Source organism: Dyadobacter sp. (assembly GCF_039919315.1).
Taxonomy (GTDB): Bacteria; Bacteroidota; Bacteroidia; order Cytophagales; family Spirosomataceae; genus Dyadobacter.
In genome coordinates, this window is the sequence record NZ_JBDSFX010000103.1 from 19,751 (window position 1) to 27,508 (window position 7,758).

A 7,758-nucleotide genomic window follows, 5' to 3' on the forward strand; every position below is an offset into this window, starting at 1 on the left:
CGCTAAGAGGATTTACTAGGTGCTTGTTAGGGGTGTACTAGGCATTTCCGCCACGCATAGCTGTGAGCATGTTACCATAAATACCATTCAATGATGAAATATTAGTTGTCAGCTTAGACATTTCATTTTTGAATACCTGAGATTCTTTAGTAGCATCAGCCATATTTTCCATAGCAGCCGTAAGGTTACCGTAGAATGCGTTCATTGCTTTCAGATGTTTGGTTGTATCCTGAAGTTCCAGTTCGTAAACTGCATTCAAGGCACCCATATTTTTGGTGATCTGCTGGAATTGCTCGCGGTACGATTGAGCATCTTTGGTGGCTTCCGCCATGGAAGACATTGCATTGATTGCCACTCCGTATGATTTGTTCATATCATTGATCGCAGTTGACGCACTTTTCACATTTCTTGCGTAATCGTTTGTAGCAACTGTTGCATCAGTAAGGTCCGTGATTTTGCCTACTGTATCTGATAGATTTCTGAATCCTTTTCCAAGGCTGTCGAAAATCTCTGGAGATATCTTGGCATTATCAAGCATGTTGTCAAGCTTGGCAGTAATGTTGCTGCTTTGCGTGCTGCCACGGGTAATCGCCGGGCCACTGTAATCATCAGCAAGTTCAGGATAAACACGTGTCCAATCCGGATCTTTACCATCGGACTGAGTTAAAGTCTGCAAAGCATAAAGTAAAAATATAAGTACCTCAGTACCCAGACCGGCAGTAAGCAAAGGCCCACCAAAATCCCAGTGTTGAATCTTTGCCAACGCTCCTAAAATTACAACGGCAGCACCCGCGCTATATATTGTTGGTACTAGTTTATCCCAAAAAAAATTAGGTCCGCTATTCTTAGCCATACGAATTGAAATCGGTTACAGTGAAAAATTAAAAGTTAGAAAGTATTATTTGATTTGAGGAGATCGTAAAAAAGAAGCAGAGTATGAAACGCTGCTTCTTTTTATCTGTGATTATATTTAGCGACGACGGGCACGGGATCCACCGCGGTCGTTGACGTTATCCATTACGCAGCGGAAACCAATGAAGGCACGGCGTTCGGTTTCGAATTCGAAAGTACGGGTACCGGTTTGCAGGTAGTAAGCAATGTCTTTCCAGGAACCTCCTTTAATTACTTTCCGTGGTTCGTCAGGATTGTTATATTCCGGGTTCATATCCCAAACAATGGCCGTAGCATTGTCGGTGTATGCGTCTGATGTCCATTCTGCTACGTTACCAGCCATATTGTAAAGGCCGAAATCGTTGGGATTGTAAGCATTTGCAGGACCGGTATATGGGTAACCATCAGCGTCGTAGTTTCCACGTTGTGGTTTGAAGTTAGCAAGAAAACATCCTTTGGCATTCATCGTATATGGATTTCCCCATGGATACTTGGCCACTGCGCGGCCACCTCTTGCTGCCCATTCCCATTCCGCTTCGGTAGGAAGACGGAAACCGGTTGAATTGAATTGGCCCTCTTTGTTTTGAAAATCGTGAAGCAGATTGGTGCGCCATTTTGCAAAATATTCGGCTCCTATCCAGCTTACTCCTACCACAGGATAAGTATCAAATCCAGGGTGTTGATAGTAGTATTCTACAAATGGATCTCCGTTAGAATAGGCGAAATCTTTTTTCCAGACTGTTGTATCGGGATAGTATTTGGACATAATTTCTTCTTCGCCCAAAACAGATACAGAGTCAACAAGAAGAGCATTCACGAACTGGCGATATTCATTGTTTGTAATCTCAGTGTCATCCATAAAGAAAGAACTGATCGTCACGCGCCTGTTCATATTGTTCATAGACGACGCAATATCTTCATCTGCCTGACCCATTACAAAAGATCCGGAAGGAATTACAACCATACCGGCAGGTGTAGTCTGCTTAAAGCCTTTACGGGCAGTTGCTGTAATTTCTCCATTTGAAATACCGCTTTCCTCTTTTCCTCCCTTGCCAAACTTACTTTTGATAAATCCGCAACTCTGCATGAGCATAAGAGCGGCTACCAAAAGCAGGCTTTTGACTCCATCCCGATAGAACACTTTCACATTCATAGTGGTTTTGTAAAATTTGAATAATAAAATGTTAGCCTAAAAACGTCGACCAATGCTATATAGTATACTTGAAATAAAACAAAAATATCAATCAAAACGGGTGATAATCATGTAACGGATCTGTAACGAAGATATCTGAATCCATTACTAAATCAAGCATTTATCGAGTTAACGTAGGAAAATGATAAATGGTATAAGTCACGATTGTTTTACAAATATAAATTAAAGTTTTGCAAACTGGTTCACACCAGCTACCAACTGGATTACAAAAAACAGTGATTAAACCGTTAATTCTTGATTTTTTAATAATTTCCAGATAAAATATTAATATAAATCGAGGTTAAACGCCTGAATACTTAAAACCGGAATCTCGGCGTTCTGATAATTGTCTTCTTGCCAAACTTGGGAGACGGCAGTGCATATGACAGCATTACTTCAAATGAAGAAGGTGACTTGGAATTATCCCCGCCGATCACCATGTCGTAAGCTCCTGATAGCCTGAGTGATTGGTCTGATAAAAGATAAATTCCTCCCATGATAATAAAATAGGTATCCTGCTGCCGGTAAGTACCTCCGATCCAGTAGCGCTTGTTATAGGTTACAGTTGCCCCGCCTTCAACAGAAATGGTGCTGATATCTGATTTTACCAATACAATAGGTTGAATGTCAAGCAAGTATCCTAATTCGATATTAACACCCGCATTGAAATATAATGTTCTTGGAAGTGGATTGGTGGCTGTTTCGGAGCCTAGCTGGTATTTAGGTTTCAAAAAGTGATTTAATGAAACACCTGCATAGAATGTCTCATTTTCATATCGCGCGCCCACCGCGAAATCGGGATTAATCTCTGAAATAACGCCGGTTTGGATCAATGGGTCGTCGGGATCACGAGCTCTTAATTTACCGTAGTCGATAGCCTGGCGAAAAAGCCCGGCACTGGCACCTACCTGAAACTGGCCACCGGCAAAAGGAATATGATAGGCCGCAGAAATTTTGAAATCCTGATCGGTGCGTGGCCCGCTTTTATCATTCAACGCGTAAAAGCCGACGCCAAAATTCTTGAAAGGCATGCTGAATGAAACCAGTTGCGTGGAAAGCGCACCGCCAGTATCGTCCGTGTTGGTACCCTGATAGCCTGAATATTGTGTTCTGTGGGTGATCTGGAATTTGGTAAGTCCGTCTGCTCCCGCTGCGGCCGGATTAAGGTAAAGCTGGTTTAAGGAAAATAAACTAAACTGAGCATCTTTCTGGCCAACTGCACAAAACGGTATGAGGAACAAAATGGCGATCAGCCGGATATATTTAGTACTTCGAATAGTAAACGTCAAAGTCATGCCTGTTGGGTTGTTTAAGGAACACGCGGGTATTTTTGGGATTTAATTCATAACGCATATTGCTTAAAAAAATTGATATAAACATTAAAAAGCCCTGGAAATTTTCCAGGGCTTTTTAATGGGGCCAAACTCAAATATTATTGGCCTTTCGAATGTAAAGATCAAGTGCTCCTGTCATGGAAGGTGCATTGGGTAATGGCGCCTGAATATCAAGAATTAACCCTGCATCTTCAACGGCCTTCGCCGTCGTGGGGCCGAAAGCTGCAATCCGTGTAACATTCTGTTTGAAATCAGGGAAGTTGTCGAAAAGCGATTTGATGCCCGACGGACTGAAAAAAGCAATGATATCGTAATAAACGTCTTCCAGATCCGACAGATCCGCTGAACCCGTCTGATACATGGTTGCCTCAACGAAATGAAACTCCTCTGTGTCAGCAAATTCAGGAATATCATTCTTTCTTACATCTGAGCAGGGATACAAAAACTTCTCCTTTTTGTGCTTACGCATCAGCTCAATCAGTTCAGTAGCCGTCTTGGTACCTGTGAAAATCTTTCTTTTACGGATCACAATATATTTTTGCAGGTAGTTGGCGGTCTGTTCTGAAATACAGAAATATTTCATAGTAGCCGGCACCTCGATCCTGCCTTCATTACAGATCCGGAAAAAGTGATCAATGGCATTACGGCTTGTGAAGATTACCGCCGTATGATCCAGAATGTTAATTTTTTGCTTGCGAAAGTCTTTATAAGAAACGCCGTCGACTTGTATGAATGGCCGAAAATCAACTTTAATATTATACTTTTTGGCTAATTCATAGTAAGGTGAATTCTCGTCGACTGGTCTGGATTGACTAACTAATAGACTGGTTACTTTTTTAAGCCGCTCCTGATCAAAATTGATGGTATCACTCATGTATAATCCTCATTAGTTTATTCCCGAAACATCATTGTTGGCTATAATGCGAATTTTATACTAACAATTAGCGGGATTATTTCAATGACGCAAAGGTAAGAAAATAAATACAGATTAATCAACGCACCGGGGGGCTTGGTTACAACGTATAGTGCTAAGAAGCGCGCAATATAGAAAAACATAAAGGGCAAAAGTATATACGATCTTATCCCATCCAGCCAATTGATATGATTGAAACCCAATGTGAAAACCAGCAAAAATACGGCTGCGTAAAACAGATAGGACGATTGGACTATTTTAATAAAAATAATATCGACCTGTTTGTCAAGATTGAGCATATTCCCTGCCAGTACCATACATATATATTTTGCGTAAATAAGCAGGAAAAAGATCAAGGTCAGCATGGAGAAGTCGCCCAAAACCTGAATGGTATTGGATTTCTCTGATAAAATAGTGCTTACTGAAAACAGGTTAAGCTTGTTGGCTGTGAAAAACAACACCAGGAAACTCATCATCATCGAACTGATAATGACAAAGAAAATAACCGTATTGCTATATGGTTTATTGATTTTTGAAAGCTGATCCCGCGGATCATTATTGAAGAATTCAATTGGATTTATCAAACGGATAAAAGACAGCGGGTTCAGGTTGAAAATCCACGCATTCAGGATCAGCATGATGACCAGCGCAATGGCCGCGAAGTTTCCGAACGGTGAAAAAGAGATCGGTTTTATGTTGATGAAATTAGAACTGGTATTAGCCGTAATACCTTTCTCGTTCAGTTTTTTTTCATTGCAGAGGAGTACACTTTTGTCGCCTATCCCCGGGCTTCCATAGATTGTTAGAAGTAATTCGTCCTTTTTATAAATCTTGTGGAGGCTGTCGATGTTCAGCTGCTGCCATTGGCCAGCGCTGATCTTGTTTTGCAGTGCACCTTCCAGAAACAGGTAACTTTCATTGTCGGCATTCAGGAGCAGGGAGTACCTTCTGTTTTTGACCAGATCAATGTAAAGACTTACAAAGCGGGCGCCTTCGTTGACTCCCTGTGAGAAAGGGACATAGTTTTTGTATTGACTGTTGTAAACCAGCCAGTCGTTCTGATAATTGTAAATTGGGAAAAATCGCTCAGGAGGTGTGGCCTTGTCGGCGCTTTGAGCAAACGTTCCGACTAGCGAAAGTGCGGTAAAAAAAGCCCAATAAATAGGTGAAAATATGGACTTCATTTTTATAAAAAAGGGCGGGGTTACCCCAGCCCTCTTATCAAGTTATATGTAAGCAGGTAACTATTTCTTTCCAAGAGCGATCAACATCGTTTCACCGATCAGGGCAGGTGATTCAGCTACAAAAATACCTGATTCCTTCATGATCCTGATTTTAGCTTCTGCTGTATCGTCAGCGCCGCCGATAATAGCACCAGCATGGCCCATACGACGACCTTTTGGAGCAGTTTGTCCAGCGATAAATCCTACAACCGGTTTTCTGTTGCCTGTTGATTTTACGTAATGTGCAGCCTCAGCTTCCATACTACCGCCAATCTCACCGATCATTACGATCGCTTCTGTTTCAGGATCATTCATCAACAATTCAACCGCTTCTTTGGTAGTTGTTCCAATGATAGGGTCACCGCCGATACCGATTGCAGTAGTTTGTCCCAATCCGGCACGTGTCAACTGATCAACCGCCTCATAAGTCAAGGTACCTGATTTTGAAACGATTCCGATTGTTCCTTTTTTGAAGATAAAGCCTGGCATGATACCAACCTTGCATTCTTCTGCAGTAATGACCCCGGGGCAGTTAGGGCCTATCAAACGGCAATTCTTATTTTTGATATATTCTTTCGCTTGCATCATGTCTTTGGTAGGGATACCCTCTGTGATACAAACGATTACGCCGATACCAGCATCCGCGGCTTCCATGATTGCGTCAGCAGCAAATGCCGGTGGAACGAAAATGATAGATACGTCAGCACCGGTAGCGCGAACCGCGAGGTCAACCGTGTTAAAAACAGGTCTTTCCAAATGAGATAGCCCGCCTTTGCCAGGGGTTACCCCGCCTACAACATTAGTACCGTATTCGATCATCTGCTGGGCATGAAAAGACCCTTCCGAACCCGTAAATCCCTGAACTATAATCTTAGAATTTTTATTAACTAAAACGCTCATGTTGGTAAATCAGTTTTTTTGGTAAAAGTAGAACGAAAAGCACGAAGTAGCAAAATGTAGCCAGAATTTGTAAATTGCTTTTTTGATAATAGGACGCCACTTTATGGATATACTTAGCAATCCTCATATATTTTCCAATCTTGTTTTGAGCTTCACCAGTCTGTTTATTTTTTTTAGGTATTTTAATCAGCAGCCTGCCATTACGAAACGGCTCTGGGGAATATTCCTGTTCAGCATTTCACTCGTCGCGCTCACAGATCTGCTCGTTTATGCGGGTGTACAAAGTCTTGAAAAGCTTCGCGAAATAGTGGTCGCGGGGGAGATGACCCTGGGTGCTTTTTGCCTGGTATCCGGCTCATGGTGCCTCATTATGAGATACAAAGGCGGTCACTACCTGTTTTTCTCGACCCTTGGCCTGGGACTATTGCTGTTTTACTGCATTACCTGGTTCGGCGTGGAATACGTTGGGCTTATCATCAAATCCCTTTGTATTCTCATTACATTGCTCATTTCCTGCGTGGGCTTAGCGAGCCGTCAGAAAAGTGCGCTCTGGGTTGTTTTTTCAATGATGCTCCTCGCGCTTTCGACCAAGTCGGGCAGGCTGCCCATTCCCATGGACCCGGTGGATATTAACCATTACATGATGGTACTTTCGCTGATTTGTGTGGGTAGGGCGGTCAGGGACCAATATAAGATCCTGTTCTGACGTTTTAGTTTCCAAACAATTGTTAATGGATTATATTTTTAAAAACCCGTGTCGTAAATTGCATCGGTTAATTTAAAACAAACAAGTTTACTAATACTCGGAATATGAAAACGACTAAGTATGGCGTAATGCTTCTTGCCTCAGTTTTGGCTTTCGGAGCGGTTACAATGACCCCTGTTGAGGCAAAAGTATCTCCTGCCAGCACAGTGGCAAACGATGTGAAACAAGTTAAGACCATCGTTATAAAAGGTAGTGATGCAATGCAGTTCGACCTGAAAGAAATTAAAGTAAAGGCAGGACAAAAAGTGAAACTTACGCTTACTCACTCAGGTAAGCTTGCAAAAGCTGCGATGGGACATAACTGGGTTCTTTTGAAGCCAGGTGTTGATGTGGCTGCGTTTGGTTCAAAAGCTGCTGCTGCCAGAGAAACTGAGTACATTCCTAAATCAGAAGAAGCGAACATCATCGCACATACCAAACTTGTTGGTGGTGGTGAAAGCGACACAGTCGAATTTACAGCTCCTGCGAAAGGAACTTATACTTTCATCTGCAGCTTCCCTGGACATTATGCATTAATGAAAGGTAGCTTTATCGTTGAA

General features: G+C 42.2%; 8 protein-coding genes. 2 read left to right on the forward strand and 6 right to left on the reverse strand.

The window, feature by feature from the left end:
- Window positions 1–37: 37 nt before the first annotated feature.
- The 6 genes from gldL to sucD form a co-directional block, all read right to left on the reverse strand.
- Window positions 38–853 carry a gliding motility protein GldL gene (gene gldL / locus ABIO93_RS31320; RefSeq protein ID WP_348073983.1) on the reverse strand — a complete coding sequence of 272 codons (816 nt, stop codon included), beginning with the start codon at window positions 851–853 and terminating at the stop codon, window positions 38–40.
- Window positions 854–970: 117 nt separating this feature from the next.
- Window positions 971–2,044 carry an SUMF1/EgtB/PvdO family nonheme iron enzyme gene (locus ABIO93_RS31325; protein WP_348073984.1) on the reverse strand — a complete coding sequence of 358 codons (1,074 nt, stop codon included), beginning with the start codon at window positions 2,042–2,044 and terminating at the stop codon, window positions 971–973.
- 356 nt (window positions 2,045–2,400) lie between these two features.
- Window positions 2,401–3,378, reverse strand: a complete 978-nt coding sequence (locus ABIO93_RS31330) for a type IX secretion system membrane protein PorP/SprF (RefSeq protein ID WP_348073985.1) — start codon at window positions 3,376–3,378, stop codon at window positions 2,401–2,403.
- 130 nt (window positions 3,379–3,508) lie between these two features.
- Window positions 3,509–4,291, reverse strand: a complete 783-nt coding sequence (locus ABIO93_RS31335; protein ID WP_348073986.1) for a uroporphyrinogen-III synthase — start codon at window positions 4,289–4,291, stop codon at window positions 3,509–3,511.
- Between the two features lie 41 nt (window positions 4,292–4,332).
- Window positions 4,333–5,514 carry a DUF4271 domain-containing protein gene (locus ABIO93_RS31340; RefSeq protein WP_348073987.1) on the reverse strand — a complete coding sequence of 394 codons (1,182 nt, stop codon included), beginning with the start codon at window positions 5,512–5,514 and terminating at the stop codon, window positions 4,333–4,335.
- A 60-nt stretch (window positions 5,515–5,574) separates the two neighbouring features.
- A complete protein-coding gene (gene sucD / locus ABIO93_RS31345) occupies window positions 5,575–6,453 on the reverse strand; it encodes a succinate--CoA ligase subunit alpha (RefSeq protein WP_348073988.1) in 879 nt (292 codons plus the stop codon).
- Between the two features lie 103 nt (window positions 6,454–6,556).
- Here sucD and ABIO93_RS31350 point away from each other — a divergent pair, with 103 nt between their 5' ends.
- Window positions 6,557–7,159, forward strand: coding sequence for a hypothetical protein (locus tag ABIO93_RS31350; RefSeq protein WP_348073989.1), 603 nt, complete (start codon window positions 6,557–6,559; stop codon window positions 7,157–7,159).
- A 104-nt stretch (window positions 7,160–7,263) separates the two neighbouring features.
- A partial coding sequence (azu, locus tag ABIO93_RS31355) for an azurin (RefSeq protein WP_348073990.1) occupies window positions 7,264–7,758 on the forward strand: 495 nt, incomplete at its 3' end.

Bases quoted from the DNA above. Each gene is read 5' to 3' on its own strand.
- sucD (WP_348073988.1), bottom strand. From the start codon at position 6,453: ATGAGCGTTTTAGTTAATAAAAATTCTAAGATTATAGTTCAGGGATTT.
- ABIO93_RS31340 (WP_348073987.1), bottom strand. From the start codon at position 5,514: ATGAAGTCCATATTTTCACCTATTTATTGGGCTTTTTTTACCGCACTT.
- gldL (WP_348073983.1), bottom strand. From the start codon at position 853: ATGGCTAAGAATAGCGGACCTAATTTTTTTTGGGATAAACTAGTACCA.
- ABIO93_RS31350 (WP_348073989.1), top strand. From the start codon at position 6,557: ATGGATATACTTAGCAATCCTCATATATTTTCCAATCTTGTTTTGAGC.
- ABIO93_RS31325 (WP_348073984.1), bottom strand. From the start codon at position 2,044: ATGAATGTGAAAGTGTTCTATCGGGATGGAGTCAAAAGCCTGCTTTTG.
- ABIO93_RS31330 (WP_348073985.1), bottom strand. From the start codon at position 3,378: ATGACTTTGACGTTTACTATTCGAAGTACTAAATATATCCGGCTGATC.
- ABIO93_RS31335 (WP_348073986.1), bottom strand. From the start codon at position 4,291: ATGAGTGATACCATCAATTTTGATCAGGAGCGGCTTAAAAAAGTAACC.